This is a genomic window from Cereibacter sp. Soil_C_27, assembly GCF_057657095.1.
The window spans coordinates 256,252-278,008 of record NZ_JBDGJD010000004.1; the positions used below are offsets into that span (position 1 = coordinate 256,252).

Here is a 21,757-nt window from a genome sequence, read left to right on the forward strand (position 1 = left end):
ACTGGGGCGTGGCGAGCGTCTCCCGTGCAAGGCGCTTCATTATTGGGCGGGACTGATGCGATGCTGCTAAACAGCACAATGACCGCGCGGCATCGACCGTGCAGCACAACAAGGAGGAACTGAATGACCGGACGCAACACCCTCATGAGTGCGGTGGCGGGGCTTGCCCTGCTGGCTGGCCTGCCGGCCCAGGCGCAGGAAGAGATCACCGTGGCCTATTTCCTCGAATGGCCGATGCCCTTCGAATATGCCAAGGTGACCGGCGCCTATGACGAGGCGCTGGGAGTGAAGGTGAACTGGCGCGCCTTCGATACCGGCACGGCGATGTCGGCGGCGATGGCCTCGGGCGATGTGCAGTTCGCCATCAGCCAGGGCGTGCCGCCCTTCGTGGTGGCGACCTCGGCGGGGCAGGACCTGCAGATCATCGACGTCGCTGTGTCCTATTCGGACAACGACAACTGCGTGGTGCGCACCGATCTCGAGATCACCAAGGACAATGCCAGCGAGCTGGCCGGCAAGCGGGTGGCGGTGCCGATCGGCACGGCGGCGCATTACGGCTTCCTCAAGCAGATGGCCCATTTCGGCGTCGACGTCTCGACACTACAGATCGTCGACATGGCCCCGCCGGATGGTGCGGCCGCCATCGCGCAGGGCGCCGTCGACATGGCCTGCGGCTTCGGCGGCGGGTTGGGCCGGATGAAGGAGCATGGCGACGTGCTGCTGACCGGCGCCGAGAAGGAGGAGCTGGGCATCCTGGTCTTCGACGTGACCACCTCCCCCGCCGCCTTCCTCGCCGAGAACCCTGAACTGGCGGCGAAGTTCGTCAAGGTGACGGCGGATGCCAATGCCATGTGGAACGAGGGCTCGAAGAAGGCCGAGATGATCGAGGTCATCGCCAAGGACGCCGGCATGGATGTCGAGACGGCAACGCGCGACATCGGCACCTTCGTCTTCCCGAGCATCGACGAGCAGCTTTCGGCGAAATGGCTCGGCGGCGGCAGTCAGGAGTTCATGAAGGGCGTGGCCGAGGTCTTCGTGACCGCGGGCAGCATCCCGGCGGCGCTCGACAGCTACGAGGGCGTGGTGAACACCGCCCCGCTGGAAGCCGCCAAGGGCATGTGAGGCAACGGGCGGCGGGCGCTGTCCCGCCGCCCCCACCCAGGAAGATCCCGATATGACCGGACTGACCGTCGAAAACCTCTCGATGCGTTTCGACCTGCCCAGTGGCCAGCATGTGCAGGCGCTGAAGAATGTCTCGCTGGCGCTGAAGCCGGGCGAGCTGATGTCGGTGCTGGGCCCCTCGGGCTGCGGCAAGACCACGCTCCTGAACATCCTCGCCGGATTCCTCGCCCCCAGCGAGGGCCGGGTGACGATGAACGGCCACACCGTCACCGGACCCGCCGCCGAGCGCGGCATGGTGTTCCAACAGGGCGCGCTGTTCGAATGGATGAGCGTGCGGCGCAACGTCGATTTCGGCCCGCGGATGAAGGGCATGGCCAAGGCCGAGCGCGACCGGATCACCGATCACCTCCTGGAGACCGTGGGCTTGCAGGATTTCAAGGACAAGGCGGTCTACGAGCTGTCCGGCGGCATGCAGCAGCGCGTGGCGCTGGCGCGCTGCCTCGCCAACGACCCCGACGTGATCCTGATGGATGAACCATTGGGCGCGCTCGACGCGCTGACGCGGGAGAAGATGCAGGGGCTGGTGCTGAAGCTCTGGAAGGAGACCGGCAAGACCGTCGTGCTCATCACCCATTCCGTCGAGGAGGCGCTGCTGCTGGGCGAGCGTCTGGTGGTCATGGCCCCGCGTCCGGGGCGGATCTTCAAGGAATATCGCCTGCCCTTCGCCGAGCGGGGGGTGAACGCCGATCTGCGCGACGTGAAGAAATCCGAAGGCTTCGCGCAGACGAGGGAGGAGATCCTGACGATGATCTGGGGCATGGAAGAGGAAATCATGGGCCGGAAGGAGCGCCGCGCATGATCGTCCTTGGCTTCTACGCAGCACTCTTCGTCGCTTCCTTCCTCGTTGTCCGGCTGCTGCGCCGCCGCGGGGCGCGCAACGACCTGACCAGCCGCAAGACGGTGACCTTCGGCGACGAGAGCGCCATCCGCCCCGACCGCACCGCCTCGGTGATCTCGGTGCTGGCGATCTTCCTGATCTGGGGCGCCTTCACCGGGTCGCGGATCGTGCCGCTGCATGTGCCGGGGCCCTTCCTCGGCGACATGAGCTTCACCTACACGGCCGAGAACGCCGCCGGGCAGCGCGACGACGCCACCGTCACCGTCCGCGCCTATCGCGGCGACAAGCCCGCGGCGCCGGAGGTGGCGCCGGGCGAGGGCTTCGCCCGCGACGACAGCGCGGTGGTCGCCGCCTGGCGCTCGGTGCTGATCCGGCCGGGCGACAACGACCAGGACAGCGGCCAGGAGGGCTACCGCATCGTCGCCATCGACGGCCAGCCGGTCGGGCCCGATCAGTCGGTGGAGGTGGCGCAGGGCCGGGTGCTGCTGACCTCGAAGGGCTCGCTGAACATCGAGCCGTCAAAGGGCCTGCAGATGGAGCCGATCTGGCTGCCCGCGCCGGAAACCGTCGTCGCCCGCTTCTTCGAGATCGCCCGCGATGGCTACCAGAATATCTCGCTCTGGGAACACCTCGGGGCCTCGCTGATGCGGGTGCTCGCGGGCTTCGCGCTGGGATCGCTGGTGGGCATCCCGCTCGGCTACGCCATGGGCCTCTCGGGCTGGTTCCGCGGCTGGTTCGACCCGATCGTCGAGTTCATGCGCCCGGTGCCGCCGCTGGCGCTGATCCCCTTGGTGATCATCTGGTTCGGCATCTGGGAGAGCGGCAAGATCGTGCTCCTCTTCCTCGCCGCGCTCTGGATCATGACCATCGCCGCGCGCTCCGGCGTCTCGGGCGTGCGGATCTCGAAGATCCACGCGGCCTATTCGCTCGGCGCCTCGAAGACCCAGATCCTGCGCCATGTCATCATCCCCAACTCGCTGCCCGACATCTTCACGGGCGCGCGGGTGGCGATGGGGGTCTGCTGGGGCACGGTGGTGGCCGCCGAACTGGTGGCGGCGCAGAAGGGCGCCGGGATGATGATCATCGCCGCCTCGAAGTTCCAGCTCACCGACATCGTGGTGATGGGGATCATCCTGATCGGGGTGATCGGCTACGGCATCGACACGTTGATGCGCATGGCCGAGAAGGCGCTGGTGCCGTGGAAGGGCCGGGGCTGATTTTCGCAGAAAATCAGGGGACACGGGGGGCTGATCTTCGCAGAAATCAGCGGGCGCGGGGGGCCGATTTTCTGCGAAAATCGCGCTCCCCTCAACCCTGCGGCCGCTCCGCCCAGCCCGCAAAGATCCGCTCCAGCGCGACCACGGCGTAATAGAGCAGGATGCCGAGGAAGGCCAAGGCGATCAGCACGGCGAACATCAGCGGGTAATCCCCGTTGGTCTCGCCCGACTTGAACAGCGCGCCGAGGCCGCGGCCATGCGGGCTGACGATCTCCACCAGATTGGTGCCGATGAAGGCCAGCGTGACCGAGACCTTCAGCGCGCCGAAGAACTCTGGCAGGGTCTTCGGCAGGGCGATCTTCTGGAAGATGGTGAAGCGCGAGGCGCCGAGCGAGCGCAGGATATCGCGGTATTCCGGCTCCAGCGTCGACAGGCCGATGCCGACCGAGACGGCGATCGGGAAGAAGGAGATCAGGAAGGCCATCAGCACCGTGTTGAAATCGTGCTGGCCGATGAAGAGCAGCGCGATGACCGGCACCAGCGTCGCCTTCGGCACCGCGTTGAAGCCCACGAGCAGCGGATAGAGCGCGTCGCGCGCCAGCCGCGAGAAGCCCATCACCATGCCGAGGAAGGTGCCGAAGATCACCGCCAGCAGAAGCCCCAGCACCGTGCGCCACAGCGTCTGCCAGCCCATCGTCAGGAACAGCCCCCAGTAGCGCACATAGGCGGGCGGCAGGTCGGAGGGCGAGGCCATCTTGTAGTTCGGCCAGCCGTTGACCCAGACGAGGAATTCCCACAGGCCGAGGAAGGCCAGCACGGCAGCGACCGGGACGGCGATCTTGCGCGCGAGATCCATCAGTGCAGCTCCCCGTCGCGCCCCTGGGCGATGCGGATCTGGTCGCGCAGCACATGCAGCATCTCGGTGGCCTTCGGCGTGTAGAGGATGTCGATCTTCCGGTCGGCGGGCAGGTCGACGTCGAGCACGAATTGCGTATGCGCCGGGCGGCCCGACAGCACGATGACCTGATCGCCGAGAAAGACGCTCTCGCGCAGGTCATGGGTGATCAGCACGCAGGTGAAGGGCTCGGCTGCGCGCAGGTCGCGCATGGTCTGCCACAGGTCCTCGCGCGTGAAGTTGTCGAGCGCGCCGAAGGGCTCGTCCATGATCAGCACATCGGGCTTGTGGACGATGGCGCGGCAGAGCGAGGCGCGCTGGCGCATCCCGCCCGACAGCTGCGAGGGCCGCTTGGCGTCGAAGCCCTTGAGGCCCACCATCTCCAGCAGCTGCATCGCCCGCTCCACCCGGTCCTTGCGGGACATCCTGGGGGCGACGATCTCGAGGGGCAGGATGACGTTCTCGAGGATGCTGCGCCACTCCAGCAGCACCGGGTTCTGGAAGGCCATGCCCACCGTCTTGCGCGGGCTGGTGACCTTCTCGCCATGCAGCCAGACCTCGCCCCTGTCGGGCGTCATCAGCCCCGAGATCAGCCGCGTCAGCGTGGACTTGCCGCAGCCCGAGGGGCCGACCACGGCGCAGAACTCGCCTTCGGGCACGGAAAGGCTCAGCCCGTCCAGCACCGGCAAGGGGCCCATGCGGGTCTGGTAGGCGTGGCTCACGCCCTTGATGTCGATGAGATTGGTCATGCTGGCCCCGGCGTTCGGGAGAGGGCGCCGCGCGGGCGCCCCCTCCGGTCAGTTCATCGTCAGGCTGCCGTCGGTCGGCAGATAGCTCGGGTCGAAGTAGAGCTTGGCATCCGGCGCGTTGACGAAGGTGTAGACCGACTTCGTCTGCTCGATCGCCTTGGCCATCCGCGCCTCGTCGATCCCGCCCAGCCCGTTCTGCTTCACCCAGTCGGTCAGCACGTTGTCGTCGATCGACATCTGCAGCCGCTGCCGCTCCAGCGCCGCATCCGCCGCCGGGTTGCGCGACATCAGCGTCTCGATCGCCGCCTCCGGGTCGGAGATGCTGTCCTTCCAGCCCTTGGCCACGGCGCGGAGGAAGCCCGTCACCGCCTCCGTGTTCGCCTTGGCGAAATCGGTGTTCACGATCACCGCATTGCCATAGAGCGCCACGCCGTGATCGGCCATCAGCAGCACCGAGACATCCTCGGCCTCCACGCCCAGACGGATGACGTTCAGCGTCGAGGTGAAGGAGAAGCCGGTGACGGCATCGACCTGGCCCTCGGCCAGCATCGGCTCGCGGGTCGGGAAGCCCACCGGCTCCACCGTGATGCTCGCCATGTCGAGGCCGTTCGCCTCGGCGAAGATCGGGAACTGCGCCCAGGCGCCATCGGGCGGCGGCGCGCCCAGCTTCTTGCCGGCGAGATCGGCGGGCGCCTCGATGCCGAGCGACTTGCGCCCGACCACCGCGAAAGGCGGCTTGTCGTAGATCATCATCACCGCCGTCACCGGCGCGCCGGGGTTCTGGTCGAGGAATTTCATCAGGCTGTTGATGTCGGCGAAGCCCACGGGAAAGGCCCCCGTGGCCACCTTCGGGATCGCGTCGAGCGAGCCCGCGCCCTCGGAGACTTCGACCGACAGGCCTTCGGCGGTGAAATAGCCCTTGTCCACGGCCACCACATAGGGCGCCGCCGGACCCTCGAACTTCCAGTCGAGCGCGAAGGGCATGGCGGTTTCGGCATGGGCCGCTGCCGCAAGGCTGAACGCCGCGGCGAAGGCGGCGAGGGACGGACGGAACATGGATATCTCCCCAGAACTAAGATCGTCTCCGACCCTGCGCGGCACCGGGGCGGTTGCAAGCCGCGCGGCGGGCTTCGGGCAGCGCCGGTGCAACTATGCCCTGAAAACCGGCATTCTGTCGACAACTGCCTAAGCCCGAGGCGATTTATGGGCAGCTGCCCGGAAATGCCTCACTCCAGCCGGTCGATCAGCGCCAGCGCCGCCTGCGGATTGCGCGGCTTGAAGCCGCTGATGACATAGAGGAACACGTCGCGCGGCTTCTCCGGCGCCGGCGGGCCGATCGGCTCCAGCCCCTCGCCGGCCTTTCCCGCCACCCAGTCCTTCGCCCGCTGCGCCCAGCGATCCAGAGGCGGCTTGGCATAGCCTAGCGGCTCGTCCTCTGACGTGCCCATGATCCGGGCATAGACGAAATCCGCGGTGGGGTCGGCGATCAGCGGATGTTCCGAGTCGCCGGACAGCGCGATGGCGACATTGTGCTTGCGCGCCAGCTCGACGAAGGCAGGGTCGCGGAAGCTCTCGTGCCGCACTTCCACCACATGCCGCAGCCTGCGCCCCTCGTGCGAGGCGGGCAGCAGAGCGAGGAAGGCGGCGAAATCCTCGGGGTCGAACTGCTTGGTCGGCAGGAACTGCCAGTTCACCGGGCCGAGCTTCTCGCGCAGCTCCATCACGCCGCTGGTGAAGAACCGCTCCACCGACGCGGCGCTTTCCGCCAGCTTCTTGCGATTGGTGGCAAAGCGCGGCGCCTTCAGCGAGAAGACGAAGCTGTCGGGCGTCTCGTCATGCCAGCGGGCGAAGCTTTCGGGCTTCTGCGAGCCGTAATAGGTGCCGTTGATCTCGATGCTGGACAGCTGGCGGCTGGCATATTCCAGCTCGCGTTTCTGCGGCAGGCCCTTGGGATAGAAGTTGTCGCGCCAAGGCTCGAACACCCAGCCGCCGATGCCGATGCGGATCTTTCCCGTCTTTGCCATGCCACCTCCTGCCGTCCCGCAAAGATGGGCCGCCTCCCGCGCTTGTCGACCCGGAGCCTGCGGAAATCCGCCGTCAGCCCGCAGCGAAATGCAGGGCGCGGAAGGCCGGGCTCTGCTCCAGCAGCTCGGCATAGCTGCCCGAGGCGACCACCCGCCCCGCCTCCATCAGGAAGATCACGTCGCAGGCGCGGACCGTGGTCAGCCGATGCGCGATCAGCACGATGGTCTTGCTGTGGCCGAGCCTGGCCAGCGCCTGCATCACCGCCCGCTCGGTCAGGTTGTCGAGCGCGCTCGTCGCCTCGTCAAAGACCAGAAGATCGGGGTCGCGGTAGATCGCCCGGGCGATGCCGATGCGCTGGCGCTGCCCGCCCGACAGCCGCGTGCCCCGCTCGCCCACCAGCGTATCATAGCCCTCCGGCAGCTCTCGGGTGACGAAGCCGTGCAGATCGGCCACCCTGGCGGCCTCGATCACCGCGCCGCGGTCGATCTCGGCTGCGGGACAGCCGAAGGCGATGTTCGCCGCCACGCTGTCATCGACCAGATAGATCTCCTGCGGCACATAGCCGACCGAGGCCTGCCAGGACCGCAGGTTTTCCGGCCCGATCGCCTGCCCGTCCACCCGCAGGACCCCCGACTGCGGTGCCAGCAGCCCGAGGATCAGATCGACCGCCGTGGTCTTGCCCGCCCCGGTCGCGCCAACGATCCCCACCGTGGTCCGCGCCGGGATGGTCAGGCTCAGCCCGTTCAGCGCAGGCTGCGCAGCACCTGGAAAGCCGAAGCCCACGTCTTCCAGCACCAGCGCCTGCCGCAGCCGCAGCGCCGGGCCCCGCACCCCGCCCAGATCGCCGGTCACCGGCGCCAGCAGTTCGGCGTGCAACTCGTCCAGCGAGGCCGCGCCATAGCGCAGGGCCGAGAGCGCGGCAAAGAGCTGCTGGATCGTCGGAAAGATCCGCGCCGCCGCCAGCGCATAGACCCCGAGGATCGGCACCACTTCGGCCATCGAGCCCTGCGTCGCCAGCAGCCAGAGCACGAAGAGGATCATCCCGCCGAAGGCGATCACCTCCAGCAGGTGCCGGGGCAGTTCGCTGATGATCGCCAGCGCCGCCTGACTGCGCGCCAGTTCGGCCGCCGGGGCCTGAAACTGCGCGATATAGCTGCGCTCCAGCCCCATCAGCTTCACCGTCTTGATCCCGCCCATCGCCTCGGCCACGATCCGGTGCTTCTCGCGGTTGGCCACCACCCGTTCCTCGCCCATCCGGCCGAGCCGCGCCCGCGCGATCACGAAGATCAGCCCGTAGCTGCCGCCGAACAGCAGCGCCGCCCCCAGCGCGGCATAGGGTTGCAGCAGCAACATGAAGCCGACCAGACAGGCGATCATCACGCTGCTGGCGATCAGCCGCATCGCCGCGCTCAGCGGCCCGTTCACCACCTGCGCCACCTCGGACAGCACGCTCTTGCCCAGATCGGCGCTGCGGCGTCCGAGGAACCAGACATAGGGCTGGCCGAGGTAACGCTCCAGCAGACGGCTGGCCAGCGTCAGGGTGCGCATCTGCGAGAAGGCGGTCAGCGCATAGAAGGTGAAGGCGCGGAAACAGGTGGTGCAGAGCACGAAGAGGAAGACCGCGACGCCGAGCAGGATCATGAAGCCCTGCACCGTCTCCAGCCCCGAGGCGGCGTAGAGCGTGGCGAGGAGCGGGTTGCTGTCGATGGCGCCGGGATTGGAGACCAGCGCCAGAAACGGCAGGATCGAGGCGACGCCCAGCATGTCGAAGAGGCCCATCAGCACGGTGAGGCCGATCAGCCAGAAGAACTGCCGCCGCTCGCGCCGGTCGAGAAGCGCAAGGATCTGGCGATAGATGCCGATCATGCCGTCACCCGGTCAGGGCGTCGATCATCGCCTTGAACTCGGCGCAGACCTGTTCATCCGAACAGCGCGCCTCGACCTGCCGCATGATCGCCTGCGCCTTGTGCCACTCCGCCCCGCCGAACCTCGCCGCCAGATGGGTCCAGGCCCGCTCCAGCTCCGCGGGATCGCTGCTTTCGGCGTAGAACGGGTAGTCGTCGCCCAGATAATGCGCCGCGTTCATGTCGTCACGTGTCACCAGCACCACCGCGCCGCAGCGGGCGGCGACGAAGGCCTTGAGGAAGGGCTTCCACGCCTCCGGCCCCAGCTTGCGCACGATCCAGTGGCAGTTGAACCGTGGTGCATGGGTCTGCCAGTCGGCCTCGGTGAAGCCCGCGTTGATCACCTCCACCACCTCCACCTTGTCGCGCAGCGTGTCGGGCAGATGGGTGTTGAAGGGCGCGCCGTAATAGCCGGTGCGCAGCCGGTCCATCGGCGGCTGGCAGCGCGGCACATGCGGGTTGATGTGATGGCTCACGAGGAAGGAGGGCACCTCGGGCAGCATCCGGTTCAGATCCACCGTCTGACCCAGCGAGAGCGTCATGCTCGCATCGAAGAGCCGGGCCTTGGGCAGGTCGAACATGTCCTGCCAGTCGCTGACCATGGCGATGTTGCGCGCCCGCAGGCGTCGCAGCACGGCAGGCCGGTGCCACTGGATCGCACCGCGGTTGACGATCACCACCCGGTCGCGCTGCGCCTCGACATCCGAGGTGCAGCGCACGTCGTAACGGTCTCCGAACCGCGCCGCGATCATCTGGCTCAGCTGGCGCCCGCGCATCAGGGTGATGCCCGCATGGTGATAGCGTTCGGCATAAAGGAAGGTGATCGGCACTTTTGCCCCGCCGATCAGCGGCGCGGGGCGGGGCGTGGGCGTCTGGCGCAGGCTGCGCGCGGTGAAGGCATTGTCGCGCGCGGGGCCGAGGGCGGCGGGCAGCACGGCGGGGCGCAGCGGCGACCCGCCGTGCTGCAGGCGGTAGAACGACAGATCCGCCGCCCCCGGCGCCTCGGCCTCCAGCGCCAGCCAGCGCCGCATCGTCTCGGCCACCTCCGGGTCGCCATGGCGGCGCCAGATCACCCCGGTATCGCAGCTCGCCCCGTCCTGCGGCAGCGCCTCAGCCCCCGCCGCCGCCCGCTGCGCCAGCACGGCATCTGCCGGCGCGCCTTCCAGCAGCGCCCGCTCCGCCATCTCCTCCGGCCCCAGCCCCTCGTGCCGCCAGAGCGCGAAGCGCTGCGGCAGAAGCCAGCGGGTGAAAAGCGTGTGCAGGTTGCCGACGACAATGCGGTCGGGATCGAGATAGAGCGACCACTCGGCCTCCGGCGCGACCGGGGCCAGCACCTCCGCCGCCGAGATCCTGTGGCGTGCGGCAGCCTCGGGCGAAGGAGCGGTCGGCACCACCTCCCAGCCCTGCTGCGCGATCTCCGCATCGGTGAAGCACAGAAAGCGCAGGCCTTCGGGCATGCCGAACAGCGGCGGCAGTTGCGGCGCGGCACCGAAACGGGCGGTGTAGACCACGATCTTCCGCGCGATTTCCGGGTCGAGCGTCGGGCTGCGATCCGACACCGGCACGGCCAGATCGACCGCCGGGCCAAGCCGTGCCGGCGCCAGCAGCGCCGTGGCCGAGGGCCCCTGCCCCTCCACCGCATCGAACAGCGGAGCGGCGGCCTCCCAGCCCCGCGCTCGCGCCGTCATGAGCGCCACCGCCTGCGCAGGCGCCAGACGCCCCGGCGCCCACCACCGCGCCAGCCGTGCCAGCGGCAGCGCGAGACCCGGATGCCGCCGCCCAAGCCATCGCGCGCCGCTCTCCGACAACCTGCGCAAGGGCGCTGCGCGCCGTCGTGTCGCCGCCAGCGCAGTCTGCCAGTCGTCCAGCCCCCGCCGCGCCTTCTGGCGCAGCCCGTATCCCCTGAACCGGCCCAGCGAAGCCCGCGTCCCGCCTCTGGGCACCCCCTCGATCATCAGATGGCCCCCGGGGGCGGCGGGACAGGCGCGGATGTCATCGGCAAGGGCAATCTCCGGGGCTGAAACGGGCGAAGCAAAACTCTCCCCGCGGGTGCCGCCAAATGTGGCCGGGGATGCAGTCATGCTGGCACAGGCTCTCGGGCAAATCCACCGCTTCCGCAGCGCCTGCCGCTTTCCCGCCCGGCACCATCGCCGCTTGCGCAGCCCCGCGCGCCTTCGCTAGACTCGTCGCATGGCCCTTCCCGCCCCCTTCACCGGCAGACCCGCCCTCGCGCTGTCGCAGCAGGACGAGGCCGCGCTGACCGATCTCTATATCCGGGGCACCCCGGCCAACACGCTGCGCGCCTACGAGCGCGACCTGCTCTACATCACGGCGTGGAAGGAGGCCGCCTTCGGCCAGCCGCTGCTCTGGCCCGAGACCGAGGCAGCGGCGCTGCGTTTCGTCATCGACCACGCCCGCGACCTGTCCGATGCCCCGCCCGAGGACACCGCCCGCCGCGCCGCCGAACAGCTCATCGCCTTGGGCCTGCGCCGCGATCTCGCCTGCCCGGCCCCGGCGACACTCGACCGGCGCATCGCCAGCTGGCTCGCCTTCCACCGGATGCGCAACCTCGTCTCACCCTTCGAGGCGCCGCTGGTGCGGCAGGCACGGGCCAAGGCCCGCCGCGCCGCTGCCCGACCGCGCAAGCCGAAGTCGGCCCGCCCGATCACGCTGCCGCTCTTGGAAACCCTGCTCGCCACCTGCGACAACAGCCTGCGCGGCTTGCGCGACCGGGCGATCCTCAGCCTCGGCTTCGCCAGCGGCGGGCGGCGCCGGTCGGAACTGACCAGCCTCAGGATCGAGGACATCGGCCGCGAGGATTTCGCCACCAAGGGCCTGCTCTGGGTCCGGCTGATCGAGACCAAGACCACGGCGAAGGGCGCGGCGCCCAAGCTGGTGCTGAAGGGGCGGCCCGCCCGGGCGCTGATGGGCTGGCTTCTGGCGGTCGGCGCCGACGCCGGGCCACTGTTCCGCCCGATCTCGAAATCCGGCCGCGCGCTGCCCCGGCGCATGGCCCCCGACGCGATCCGCACCATCCTGACACACCGGCTTTCGCTGGCCGGGCTGCCCGCCGATCATGCCAGCCCGCATGGGCTGCGCTCGGGCTTCCTGACCCAGGCGGCACTGCAGGGCGCGCCGATCCAGGCGGCAATGCGGCTCTCGCTGCACCGCTCGGTGGCGCAGGCCCAGCGCTATTACGACGATGTCGAGATTACCGAGAATCCGACGACCGACCTGATGGGCTGAGCCTCAGGTGAGCCGCGCAAGCAGAGCCATGAGCGCGGCCCGTTCCGCGGCATCGAGCGGCGCCAGCGTCCGGTCGGAAACCTGCAGCGCCACGCTGCGGCGGCGATCCAGCAGCACAGCACCCGTCTCGGTCAGCGCCACGCTCAGGCGGCGGCGGTCGGCGGGGTCGGCGCTGGTGGTCACGTAGCCCTGCCGCACCAGCCGATCGACCACGCCCTTCACCGTCGCGCCGTCCATCGCCGTCGCGCGGCCGAGATGGTTCTGCGACAGGGGGCCGAGCTCGCTCAGCCGTGCGAGGACGGCGAACTGGGTCGTCGTCACCTCGGGGATCGCGTCGGAAAAGATCGCCAGATGCCGCTGCGTCACCCGGCGCAGCACATAGCCGATCTGGTCATCCAGCACATAGGGGGCGGGCGAATGTTCCACCCTTCCGGGATAGCCGCGCGCATCGCGCCGCGCAAGAAAGTTGACAGCCTGCCCGGGCTGGCCGCAGAGTGTTTGCATACAAACAATCCGCCCGCCCGCAGGTCCGCCATGACGCCCTACGCCCGGCCCGCCACCCTGCCCGACGCCTTGGCCCTGCTGGGCGAGGGCAGGCTGGTTCTGGCTGGCGGCACCGACCTCTATCCGGCAGAGCCCGGCCAGCGCCTTTCCCGCCCCGTGCTCGACATCGCCAGCCTGCCCGACCTGCGCGGCCTCCGCCTCTCGCCCGAGGGGCTGCGGATCGGCGCCTGCACCACCTGGGCCGAGATCGTCGCTGCCGACCTGCCGCCCGCCTGCCACGCGCTGCAGGCCGCCGCGGCAGAGGTCGGCGGGCGGCAGATCCAGCGCGCCGGGACCATCGGCGGCAATCTCTGCAACGCCTCGCCCGCTGCCGATGGCGTGCCGCCCCTGCTGGTGCTGGAGGCCGAGGTGGAGCTTGCCGCGCGGCACGGCACCCGCCGCCTGCCGCTGGGCGACTTCCTCCTCGGGCCGCGCCGGACGGCGCTGGCGCCGGACGAGGTTCTGGTGGCGGTGCATCTGCCTGCCGGGGCGCTGACCGGGCGCTCGGCCTTCCTCAAGCTCGGGGCGCGGGCCTATCTGGTCATCTCCATCGCCATGGTGGCGGTGCGGCTGGTGCTGGAGGAAGGCCGGGTACAGCAGGCCGCGCTTGCGGTGGGCGCCTGCAGCGCCACGGCGCGGCGGCTGCCGCAGCTGGAAGCGGCGCTGATCGGCCTGCCGATGGCCGCCTGCCATTCATGCATCACGAATGACGGCGTGGCCGCGGCGCTGTCGCCGCTGGACGATCTGCGCGCCAGCGCGGCCTACCGGGCCGAGGCGGCGGCGGAGCTGCTGCGCCGCGCCATCGGACAGATCGCATGAGCCTCGGCTTCACCCTGAACGGCCGCGCGGTGAGGCTGGAGGCCGATCCCTCCCGCCGCCTGTCGGACGTCCTGCGCGAAACCGCCGGGCTCACCGGCACCAAGGTCGGCTGCGACGCCGGCGATTGCGGGGCCTGCACCGTCCTGCTCGACGGCGAGGCGGTCTGCGCCTGCCTCACCCCGGCAGGCCGGGTCGAGGGCCGCGCGGTGCTGACGGTGGAGGCGCAGGACCCGCTGCTCGACCGGCTGCGCGCCAGCTTCCTGCGGCATGGCGCGGCGCAATGCGGCATCTGCACCCCGGGGATGATGCTGGCGGCGGTCGCGCTGTTGCGCACCGTGCCCGCCCCGACCGAAGCGCAGGCCGAGGCGGCGCTGGGCGGCGTGCTCTGCCGCTGCACCGGCTACCGCAAGATCCTCGCCGCCGTCTGCGACACCAGCAAAGCCCCGCCCGCGCCGCTGCCCGACGCAGGCGCAGCGGTGGGCGCGCGGCTGGCGCGGCTCGACGGGGCGGCGAAGGTGGCGGGCGATTGCTTCGGCGCGGATCACTGGCAGAGGGGCGGGCTGATGCTTCGGGCGCTGCGCGCGCCGCACCACCGCGCGGGCTTCACCCTGGGCGATACCGGGGCTTGGGCGCGGGCGCGCGGCAATGTGGTGGCGGTGCTGACCGCCGCCGACATTCCGGGGCCGAACCGCTTCGGCGTGATCCCGCCCTTCGCCGATCAGCCGGCCCTGGCCGCGCATGAGGCCCGGTTCCGCGGCGAGGCGGTGGCGCTGGTCGCCTTCGAGGATGACGACCGCCCGCAGCACCTCACCGACTTCCCCGTGGAGTGGCACCCGCTGCCGCCCCTTCTCGATCCCGAAGCGGCAGAGGCCACAGGCGCCCCGCAGCTGCACCCCGACCGTCCCGGCAACCGGCTGATCGAGGGCCGGGTGCGGCGCGGCGATGCAGAGGCGGCGCTGGCGGGCGCGGCGCATGTGGTGGAGGGGGCGGTGCAGACCGCCTTCGTGGAACACGCCTATATCGAGCCGGAGGCCGGCGCCGCCTGGCTCGAGGGCGAGACGCTGGTGATCCGCGCCTGCACCCAGGCGCCGGTGATGGACCGCGACGACTGCGCGCAGCTTCTGGCGCTGCCGAAGGAGCGGGTGCGGATCATCCCCTCGGCGGTGGGCGGCGGCTTCGGCTCCAAGCTGGACCTCAGCCTGCAGCCACTGCTCGGGCTCGCCGTGCTGAAGACCGGGCGCCCGGCGCGCATGGTCTATTCCCGCGCCGAGTCGATGGCCTCGACCACGAAACGGCATCCGGCGCGGATGCAGGCGCGGATCGGCTGCGATGCCGAGGGCCGGCTGACGGCGATGCACTTCGACGGGCTCTTCGACACCGGCGCCTATGCCAGCTGGGGCCCGACCGTCGCCAACCGCGTTCCGGTGCATGCGACCGGGCCCTACCTGATCCCGCATGTCGCGACGACGGCGCGGGCGGTTCATACCAACGGCCCGGTCTCGGGCGCCTTCCGCGGCTTCGGCGTGCCGCAGGCGGCAATCCTGCAGGAGACGCTCTTCGACCGGCTGGCCGAGGCCTGCGGCCAAGACCGGCTGGAGTTCCGTCTGCGCAATGCGCTCGGAACCGGCGATGCGACCGCGACGGGTCAGGTGCTGCAGGCCGCCGGGATCCGGGAGTGTCTGGAGGCGCTGCGCGCGCCATGGGCGCGGGCGCTGGCCGAGGCCGCCGAGGCCAATGCCGTGCCGGGTCCGGTGCGGCGCGGCGTGGGCATCGCCTCCTGCTGGTATGGCTGCGGCAACACCTCGCTGCCCAACCCCTCGACCATCCGCATCGGGCTTCGCCCCGACGGCACCCTGGTGCTGCATCAGGGCGCGACCGATATCGGGCAGGGCGCCAATACCGTGATCCCACAGATCGCCGCCGATGCGCTTGGGCTGCCGGTCGCGGCCTTCAGCCTCATCGGCGGCGATACCTGCCTCACCCCCGATGCCGGCAAGACCTCGGCCTCGCGCCAGACCTTCGTCAGCGGCCGCGCGGCTCAGGCGTCGGGGCGCGCGCTCAGGGCGGCGATCCTGCGGCTGGCCAATCTGGGCGACGGCGCGCGGCTGGCGCTGGACGGCGCCACGCTGACTGTCAGCGAAGGAGGCGCCACCCGTCAGATCGACCTTGCGGCGCTGCCCGCCGACGCGCGTGGCCATGTGCTTGCGGCAGAGGAGACCTACGACCCGCCGACCACCCCGCTCGACGAAAACGGGCAGGGCACGCCCTATGCGGTCTACGGCTACGGCGCGCAGCTGGTGGAGCTGGCCGTCGACACCGCGCTCGGCACGGTGAAGCTGCTGCACATCACCGCCGCGCATGATCTGGGCCGGGTGATCAACCCGCAGCTGGCCGAGGGCCAGATCGAAGGCGGCATCGCCCAAGGCATCGGGCTGGCGCTGATGGAGGAATACATCCCGGGCCGCACCGAGAACCTGCACGACTACCTGATCCCGACCATCGGGGATGTGCCGCCCATCACCTCGATCCTGATCGAGGTGCCCGACCCGGAGGGCCCGATGGGCGCCAAGGGGCTGGGCGAGCATGTGCTGATCCCCACTGCCCCGGCGATCCTCAATGCCATCCGCAATGCCTGCGGCGCCGAGATCACCACCCTGCCCGCCCTGCCGCACCGCGTGCTGGCCGCGATCCGCGAGGTCCGGCGATGAAGATCCGCTGCGATGCCTGCCCGGTCATGTGCTACATCGCCCCCGGCCAGACCGGCGCCTGCGACCGCTACGGCAATGTCGACGGGCGCATCCTGCGCAGTGACCCGGTGGTGCTGCTCAGCCGGACGCTGGAAGAGGGCGGCAAGGTCATTCCATTCGCGCTTCCCGAATGGGACGGCGAGATGATCCACCCTGCCGACAGCTTCGTCACCGGCATCGGCGCGGGCACCACCTACCCCGACTACAAGCCCGCCCCCTTCATCGTCGCCTCTCAGGTCGGGGACGCCGATGTGGTGACCGTGGTCACCGAGGCGATCTTTTCCTATTGCGGCGTCAAGGTGAAGATCGACACCGACCGGCATCTGGGGCCGGAAGGCGCGGTGGTGCGCGCGGCGGGCGAGGCCGTCGGCCATGTCACCACCGCGGAATACGGAAGCCAGATGCTGTCGCTCGGCGGGGTGCAGCACCTCACCGGCGGCTCGAAAGCCGAGGGCCGGGCGACCTGCGCCGCGCTGCTGGCGCTCTGCAACAGCGAAGCGGTGGAGCTTGCCATCGACGGCGGCTCGAGGGTGCTGGTGCAGGCCGGACAGGCCCCGGTGGTCGATGGCACGCGCGAAAGGCGGATGCGCGTCGGCTGCGGCTCGGCCACGATCGGCATGTTCGCGGTGCAATGGCAGGGGCTGGTGGACGAGGTGGTGGTGGTCGACGACCACATCACCGGCGTCGTGTCGGAGCATCAGGCGGGCAAGGTGCTGGGCTGGGCCGAGACCGGCATCCGCATCCTCGGCCACCGCTCGACGCCGGGCCGCTATTTCCGCGTGTCGGAGCCGGGGCTCGGCTGGGGTGGCACGCGGCTGACCGACCCGCTGGAGATCCTCGGGCCGTGGAACCCGAAGAAGGGCGCAAGGCCGGGGCTGACGCTGCTGATGGTCTCCACCACCGGCGAGGATCACGGCTATTTCGTGCTGGACGAGGCCCTGCAGCCGGTGCGGTATCCCTTGCCCGAGGCACTGCAGGCGACGGTGGGGCTGATCGCCGAGAATTGTGAACCCTCGCTTTGCACGGTGCTCTTCGTCGGCGGGGCGGGCGGCTCGCTCAGGGCGGGGGTCGCGCGCAACCCGGTGCGGCTGACCCGCTCGGTACAGGCGGGCGAGACGCGGCTGACCGCGGGCGGGGCCGAGTGCTTCATCTGGCCGGGGGGCGGGATCACCTTCATGGTCGATGTGACGCGGCTGCCCGCGGGCGCCTTCGGGTCCGTCCCCACCCCCGCGCTGGTGGCCCCGCTGGAATTCACCCTGCCCCGCGCCGCCTATCTGGCGATGGGCGGGCACGAGGCCGCGATCCGTTCGCTGGAAGGCATGCTGGCCGAAGGCGGCGAATATGCCACCGCCGCCCGGCTGGAGCCTTGGCCGGAGGAGCGGCGATGACCGCCGTCGCCGCCCTGCTGCCGGACGGCAGGCTGCATCTGCAGCACGGCCCGATCGACCTGATCCTCGGCGCTGACGGCGCCCCGGAGGCGGTGCGGCACGGCTTCCGCCGCGCGATCCGCCGCTTCGACGGGCTGTTGGAGGAGCTGGTGGCGGAACTTCCCGCCCTGCGCTCGCCCGAGGCCTTGCCCTTGCAGGGCCCTGTCGCCCGCAGGATGGCCGAAGCCGTCACCCCCTACCGCGCAGGCTTCATCACCCCGATGGCGGCGGTGGCCGGGGCGGTGGCGGATGCGGTGCTGGCGGCGCTGGCCGGGCCGGAGATCCTCAAGGCACATGTGAACAACGGCGGCGACATCGCGCTGCATCTCACGCCGGGACAGAGCCTGATCGCCGCCATCGCGCGCGGGCAAGCGCCTTCGAAGGATTTTGCAGGAGTTTTTCAAAACTCTTTCCCGCCCGACCGGCTGATGCTGCGCCATGCCGACCCGGTACGGGGCATCGCCACCTCGGGCTGGCGCGGGCGCAGCTTTTCCCTCGGCATCGCCGATGCGGTTACAGTGCTGGCCCGCACCGCCGCCGAGGCCGATGCCGCAGCCACCATCATCGGCAATGCGGTGGACCTGCCCGGCCACCCCGCCATCCTGCGCCGCCCCGCCTGCGAGATCCAGAGCGACAGCGATCTCGGCAATCGTCGGGTCACGACCGGCGTCGGGGCGCTGAGCGCCGCGGAGGTGGCGCAGGCCCTCGACCGCGGGCAATCGGTCGCAATCGCCCTGCACCGGCGCGGGCTGATTGCAGGGGCCGCGCTTTTCCTGCAACGTGAGGGGCGAACCCTCGGCCACGCTGCCCTGTCGGCCCAGATACCGGAGCCCTGCCTTGCCTGAGTTCACCCTGCGGAAGATGTCGATCCATCTGGAAGAGATCCACCACGACGGCGGCCCGCCCGGCATCACGCCGAAGCTGCGCGGCGCGATCCTCGCGGTGGTGAGGAACCCCTTCGCCGGCAGCCATGCCGCCGATCTGCAGCCCGCAATGGAAGACCTCAAGCCGCTGGGGCTGGCGATGACCGACAAGCTGATCGCGGCACTCGGCGGGCGCGAGGGGATCGACGGCTATGGCAAGGGCGCGCTGGTCGGCGCCGCGGGCGAGATCGAGCATGGTGCGCTCTGGCATGTGCCGGGCGGCTACGCGATGCGCGAGCGGCTGGGCGAAAGCCGGGCCATCGTGCCCTCGGCGATGAAGGTGGCGGGGCTCGGCGGCGCGCTGGATGTGCCCTTGGGCCATATCAACGCGGCCTATGTCCGCAGCCACTTCGACGCGATCACCGTCACCGTGGCGGACGGGCCGCGCCCCGACGAGATCGTCTTCGTGCTGGCCATGGCCAAGGGCGGGCGGGTGCACAGCCGGATGGGCGGGCTGGAGGTCTGGCAGGTCAAGGGCGAGGACGGGCTGCGCTGATGCGGGGGCTGGTGGCAACAGCCCTGTTGCTGCCGGGCACCGCCCTCGCCTGCGCCCTGCCGCCCTCCATCGTGATGACCCTGCCGACCGGCTACTACATGGCCGGCGCCGCCGCGACCGTGGCGCTGACCGCGCTTCTGGGCAGCGCCAAGGCCCTGCCGGAGATGCGCGACCACCGGATCTGGACGCGGCGGGTGCTGCTGCCGGTCACGGTGACGAGCTACGTGTCCTTCCTCGGCTTCCTCGCCCTCCTTCTGATCGGCTTCTTCGGCAGCCGCGATCCGATGCACAATCTGATGACGCTGGTGTTCTGGACGGTGATCTGGGTCGCCCTGCCCTTGGCCTCGATGCTCTTCGGCAATCTCTGGCGCCCGATCAACCCGTGGACAGCCCCGGTCCGGATCACCCGCACGCTCTTGGGCCGGCAGGGCGGCATCGGCCTGTCCCGCCTCGGGCATCTTCCGGCGGTGGCGGGATACCTCGGCTTCGGCTGGTTCCAGATCGTCTCGCTCTCGCCCGACGATCCGGCGGTGCTGGCCGGGGTGGCGCTGGTCTACTGGCTCGTCATCTTCGCGCTGGCGGTGGCCGAGGGCGAGGACTGGCTGGAACAGGGCGAGTTCCTGACCGTCTACTTCGGCTTCGTCGCGAAGATCGCGCCCTTCTGGTTGCAGGTCAGCGGGCGGCGGGCCGATCTGATGGCGGGGTTCCCCGGCACGCAGGTTCTGGCCATGCCGCCCCTCGCCCCCTCGGCCACGGCCTTCGTCACGCTTGCGCTGGCGGTGCTGACCTTCGACGGGCTGCGCGAGACCTTCTGGTGGATGGGGCTGATCGGGGTCAACCCGCTGGAGTTTCCCGGCCGCTCCGCCGTCATGGGGATCAACACGCTGGGGCTTCTCGCGACATGGGCGCTGACGGCGGCAACGATCCTCGGCGCACTGGCGCTGGGGCGCAGGCTCGGCGGCACCAACCATGGTCCGGTGATGCTCAGCTTTCTCGCCATCGCAGCGGGCTATCACGGGGCGCATTACCTCGTGACGCTGCTGACCTCGGGCCAGTTCACCCTCGCCGCGCTGAACGATCCGTTCTTCCGCGGCGATGCGCTCCTGGGGCTCTCGGCCTTCTACGTCTCCTTCGGCTTCATGACCGATGCCGCCAGCATGACCCTGATCTGGAACGCGCAGTTCGCGGCGATCCTCGGCGCGCATCTTCTGGCGGTGATCCTCGGGCTCAGACTGGCGGGATCGGTGCAACGGATCGCCCATCTTCCGGTCACCGCGCTGATGGTCGGCTATACGCTGCTCGGTCTCTGGCTGCTTTCTTCACCGACGGGGGCATGAGCATGGAAAATCCATCGACTTTGGCCCCCCGGCCCGACAGAGTTCGTCCCAAGGCATCGGCGCCGAAAGCCGAATGCCATCGTCCAACAGCGGAGACATGCGCATGAAATCCCATCTGATTGGCACCACCCCGTCGCGGCGCTCGGTTCTCAGGGGGCTGACGGCGGCCAGCGGCGCGCTGGCGGTCGGCGGCTTTCCCGGCTTCCTGCAGGCGCAATCCTCGGCGCCGATCAAGCTCGGGTTCCAGCTGCACCGCACCGGCATCGGCGCGGCCTACGGGCGCTGGTACGAGCGCACGACGCAGGCCGCGCTGAAGGTGCTTAACGAGGCGGGCGGGATCAACGGCCGCCCGGTCGAGGTGATCTTCGAGGATGACGGCACCGACCCGAAACGCGGCTCGGAAGTGGTGGAGAAGCTGGCGAGCCAGCATGGCTGCGACGCGATCTTCGGCCCGCTGTTCAGCCATGTTGTGATCGGCTCCGCCCCCCGTGCGGGCGAGCTGAAGGTGCCCTATCTGGTCTGCTCAGAAGGCTTCCACGTCGCCTCGGGCATGCTGAACCGCTGGACGCTGCAGCCGGGCATCACCGATGTGCGGGCGCAGGTCACCGCGATGGCGCCCTGGGTCACGCAGACGCTGGGCAAGAAGGTGACGATGGTCTTTCCCGACTACGCCTTCGGCCATGACCACCGCGACTTCTTCACCGCGGCTGTCGAGGCGCAGGGCGGCGAGGTGATCGCGCAACTGGCGATCCCGCCGACCGAGACCAGCTTCACCCGCTACTTCCCGCGCATCCCGGCCGAGACCGAGGTGCTCTATCACGTCATGGTCGGCCCGGCGGTGCTGACTTTCGTCAAGGAGCTGGGCGAGTTCTACGGCTCGGGCGAGAAGCCGCAGATCTTCGGCTTCATCGACTCGCTCGAGGCGGTCGATCTTGCCAGCCCGGGTCTCGAGTTCCTCGAGGGCACGCATTTCTGGGAAGGCCAGTGCCGCACCCAGCAGCCCGACGCGACCGAGGCCGAGATCGCCTATCGCGCCGCGGTGGGCGTCGACGCCAACGGCGCCTCGGTCGCCGACCCCAAGGACATCTCGACCTACAGCCACATGTTCTCCTGCTGGGAGACGCTGTTCATCCTGAAGGCCGGGATGGAGGCGGCGGGCTATCAGTCGACCGCCGACCGGCAGAAGCTGGTCGAGGCGATCGAGGCGATGACCACGATGAGCGCGGGCACCGAGCATCCGCAGGGCGACAAGCGCTTCAACGGCAAGACGCATCAGGTCTTCGGCCATCAGTTCATCAGCCGGGTCGAGGGTGGCAAGCTGATCCGCGTCCATACCACGAGCCTCGAGGACGGCATGTACGACGACATGGTGGATTACACCACCCAGTCGTTCTGAGAAAGGCAGGGGG

18 protein-coding genes are annotated in these 21,757 nt (G+C 69.8%); 11 read left to right on the forward strand and 7 right to left on the reverse strand.

Annotation, left to right across the window (positions count from 1 at the left end):
- The first annotated feature begins 123 nt into the window (after positions 1–123).
- Genes AC3A5Z_RS16080 through AC3A5Z_RS16090 form a run of 3 tightly spaced genes read left to right on the forward strand, consistent with a single transcriptional unit; the run spans position 124 to position 3,237 of the window.
- Positions 124–1,122, forward strand: coding sequence for a taurine ABC transporter substrate-binding protein (locus tag AC3A5Z_RS16080; RefSeq protein WP_444667671.1), 999 nt, complete (start codon positions 124–126; stop codon positions 1,120–1,122).
- A 52-nt stretch (positions 1,123–1,174) separates the two neighbouring features.
- Entirely contained in the window at positions 1,175–1,981 is an 807-nt protein-coding gene (locus AC3A5Z_RS16085; protein WP_487520340.1) for a taurine ABC transporter ATP-binding protein, read from the forward strand.
- Positions 1,978–3,237 carry an ABC transporter permease gene (locus AC3A5Z_RS16090; RefSeq protein WP_487520341.1) on the forward strand — a complete coding sequence of 420 codons (1,260 nt, stop codon included), beginning with the start codon at positions 1,978–1,980 and terminating at the stop codon, positions 3,235–3,237. Before AC3A5Z_RS16085 ends, AC3A5Z_RS16090 begins: the two co-directional genes overlap by 4 nt.
- Before the next feature lie 91 nt (positions 3,238–3,328).
- Here the strand turns inward: AC3A5Z_RS16090 and AC3A5Z_RS16095 are convergent, their stop codons facing one another.
- The 6 genes from AC3A5Z_RS16095 to AC3A5Z_RS16120 all read right to left on the reverse strand — a co-directional run bounded on the left by AC3A5Z_RS16095 (position 3,329) and on the right by AC3A5Z_RS16120 (position 10,765).
- Complete coding sequence (locus AC3A5Z_RS16095) at positions 3,329–4,093, reverse strand: ABC transporter permease (protein WP_487520342.1); 765 nt, start codon at positions 4,091–4,093, stop codon at positions 3,329–3,331.
- Entirely contained in the window at positions 4,093–4,881 is a 789-nt protein-coding gene (locus AC3A5Z_RS16100; protein WP_107664353.1) for an ABC transporter ATP-binding protein, read from the reverse strand. The genes AC3A5Z_RS16095 and AC3A5Z_RS16100 overlap by 1 nt, the downstream gene beginning before the upstream one ends.
- Before the next feature lie 48 nt (positions 4,882–4,929).
- A complete protein-coding gene (locus AC3A5Z_RS16105) occupies positions 4,930–5,937 on the reverse strand; it encodes an ABC transporter substrate-binding protein (protein ID WP_487520343.1) in 1,008 nt (335 codons plus the stop codon).
- A 170-nt stretch (positions 5,938–6,107) separates the two neighbouring features.
- A complete protein-coding gene (locus tag AC3A5Z_RS16110) occupies positions 6,108–6,905 on the reverse strand; it encodes a DUF72 domain-containing protein (protein WP_487520344.1) in 798 nt (265 codons plus the stop codon).
- 73 nt (positions 6,906–6,978) lie between these two features.
- Positions 6,979–8,772, reverse strand: coding sequence for an ABC transporter ATP-binding protein (locus AC3A5Z_RS16115; RefSeq protein WP_487520345.1), 1,794 nt, complete (start codon positions 8,770–8,772; stop codon positions 6,979–6,981).
- A gap of 4 nt (positions 8,773–8,776) precedes the next feature.
- Positions 8,777–10,765, reverse strand: coding sequence for a hypothetical protein (locus AC3A5Z_RS16120; RefSeq protein WP_487520346.1), 1,989 nt, complete (start codon positions 10,763–10,765; stop codon positions 8,777–8,779).
- 235 nt (positions 10,766–11,000) lie between these two features.
- Here AC3A5Z_RS16120 and AC3A5Z_RS16125 point away from each other — a divergent pair, with 235 nt between their 5' ends.
- On the forward strand, positions 11,001–12,056 hold the full coding sequence (locus AC3A5Z_RS16125; RefSeq protein ID WP_487520347.1) for a tyrosine-type recombinase/integrase: 1,056 nt from the start codon (positions 11,001–11,003) through the stop codon (positions 12,054–12,056).
- A 3-nt stretch (positions 12,057–12,059) separates the two neighbouring features.
- On the opposite strand, the gene AC3A5Z_RS16130 is transcribed toward AC3A5Z_RS16125, so the two are convergent.
- The gene (locus tag AC3A5Z_RS16130; RefSeq protein WP_487520348.1) at positions 12,060–12,560 is read right to left on the reverse strand and encodes a MarR family winged helix-turn-helix transcriptional regulator; all 501 of its coding nucleotides are present in this window, start codon (positions 12,558–12,560) and stop codon (positions 12,060–12,062) included.
- A gap of 30 nt (positions 12,561–12,590) precedes the next feature.
- On the opposite strand from AC3A5Z_RS16130, the gene AC3A5Z_RS16135 reads away from it, so the two are divergent.
- The 7 genes from AC3A5Z_RS16135 to AC3A5Z_RS16165 all read left to right on the forward strand — a co-directional run bounded on the left by AC3A5Z_RS16135 (position 12,591) and on the right by AC3A5Z_RS16165 (position 21,744).
- Complete coding sequence (locus AC3A5Z_RS16135) at positions 12,591–13,418, forward strand: FAD binding domain-containing protein (protein ID WP_487520349.1); 828 nt, start codon at positions 12,591–12,593, stop codon at positions 13,416–13,418.
- Positions 13,415–16,126 (forward strand): molybdopterin-dependent oxidoreductase, encoded by a 2,712-nt coding sequence (locus tag AC3A5Z_RS16140; RefSeq protein ID WP_487520350.1) that lies wholly within the window; start codon positions 13,415–13,417, stop codon positions 16,124–16,126. Before AC3A5Z_RS16135 ends, AC3A5Z_RS16140 begins: the two co-directional genes overlap by 4 nt.
- On the forward strand, positions 16,123–17,553 hold the full coding sequence (locus tag AC3A5Z_RS16145; protein ID WP_487520351.1) for a 6-hydroxynicotinate reductase: 1,431 nt from the start codon (positions 16,123–16,125) through the stop codon (positions 17,551–17,553). The genes AC3A5Z_RS16140 and AC3A5Z_RS16145 overlap by 4 nt, the downstream gene beginning before the upstream one ends.
- Complete coding sequence (locus AC3A5Z_RS16150; RefSeq protein WP_487520352.1) at positions 17,550–18,437, forward strand: UPF0280 family protein; 888 nt, start codon at positions 17,550–17,552, stop codon at positions 18,435–18,437. Before AC3A5Z_RS16145 ends, AC3A5Z_RS16150 begins: the two co-directional genes overlap by 4 nt.
- Positions 18,430–19,011 carry an amino acid synthesis family protein gene (locus AC3A5Z_RS16155; RefSeq protein WP_487520353.1) on the forward strand — a complete coding sequence of 194 codons (582 nt, stop codon included), beginning with the start codon at positions 18,430–18,432 and terminating at the stop codon, positions 19,009–19,011. Before AC3A5Z_RS16150 ends, AC3A5Z_RS16155 begins: the two co-directional genes overlap by 8 nt.
- A gap of 11 nt (positions 19,012–19,022) precedes the next feature.
- On the forward strand, positions 19,023–20,348 hold the full coding sequence (locus tag AC3A5Z_RS16160; protein WP_487520354.1) for a hypothetical protein: 1,326 nt from the start codon (positions 19,023–19,025) through the stop codon (positions 20,346–20,348).
- 103 nt (positions 20,349–20,451) lie between these two features.
- Complete coding sequence (locus tag AC3A5Z_RS16165) at positions 20,452–21,744, forward strand: ABC transporter substrate-binding protein (RefSeq protein WP_487520355.1); 1,293 nt, start codon at positions 20,452–20,454, stop codon at positions 21,742–21,744.
- Positions 21,745–21,757 lie beyond the last annotated feature (13 nt).